Raw genomic sequence first — 1,081 nt, 5'->3', positions numbered from 1 at the left:
GCGACGCCGGCGCCGGTCGCTCCGGGGCCGGCGCAGGGCCAGGACGGACGGGCCGTGCCGGGATGGTCCGGCGCTGTGGCGCGCCGGCCGGCCGGCGGTGGGCGAGCAGCTCGGGGACGACCCGTTCGGTGTCGCGCAGGAGGGCGCCGAGCTCGGCCGCCACCGGATGGGCGTCGAGCAGTGCGCCCGGGGAGCCCTCCTGGGCGCGGGCCGGTGCTGCGGTGCTCGGTGCGACGGCGCCGGGCGTGCCGGGTGCGACTGGTGCCGCGCTGCCGGGCCTGCCGGTGCCGGGCGTGCCGGGCGTGCCGGGTGCCGCGCTGCCGGGCCTGCCGGTGCCGGGCGTGCCGGGCGTGCCGGGTGCCGCGCTGCCGGGCCTGCCGGTGCCGGGTGCGACGGTGCTCGGCGCAAGCACCTGCGCAGCGGCCGGTAGGGCGGGCGCGAGTGCGGACCGCACGGCCGCGACGGTGGCGGCCTCCAGCGAGACGAGAGCTCCGCCGAGGTCCAGCCGGACGGACGGGTGCGGCCGAACCGCAGGGGTGGTGCGGGTGTCCGGCGTCCGGGCCCGGGCGGGCTGCAGAGCGGCCGCGTCGGGCTCGGCGCCCTCGACCCACAGGGCGGCGGCGAGGCGGCGCAGCTGGGCGAGTCCGTCGCGGTGCGGCGAGTTCGCGGCGATCACCAGGTGGTCCCGCCGGCCCAGCGTGTCGCCCACCAGGGACCCCAGCTGGCCGGGGCCGACCTGTACGAAGGCGCGGAACCCGGCCGCGTACAGGGCTTCGACCAGCGGTCTGAACCGCACCGGTTCGAGCAGGTGGCGCAGGAACAGGGAGCGGACCTCCGCCGCGGTCTCGGGGAAGGGTGACGCCGTGGTCCCGGACCACACCGGCACGGTCGGCCGGTGCAGCCGGAAGCGTTCGGCGGCCTGGCGGATCGGGGCCAGGTAGGGGGCGAGCATGGGGGTGTGGAAGCCGGACCGGAACGGCAGGACCTGGCCGAGCACGCCACGGGCGCGGAACCCGCGGACGAGTTCGGCGACGAGCCCCTCGGGGCCGCACACGATCGACTGCTGCGGGGCGTTGTCGTG

1 pseudogene is annotated in these 1,081 nt (G+C 79.0%); it reads right to left on the bottom strand.

The features are described 5' to 3' along the window. Positions 1–1,081: pseudogene (locus tag MCM47_RS41330) on the bottom strand (beta-ketoacyl synthase); the annotation flags it as partial.

It is taken from the genome of Kitasatospora sp. A2-31 (genome assembly GCF_022288725.1).
Taxonomy (GTDB): domain Bacteria; phylum Actinomycetota; class Actinomycetes; order Streptomycetales; family Streptomycetaceae; genus Kitasatospora.
This window is presented reverse-complemented; position numbering and strand designations above follow the sequence as displayed.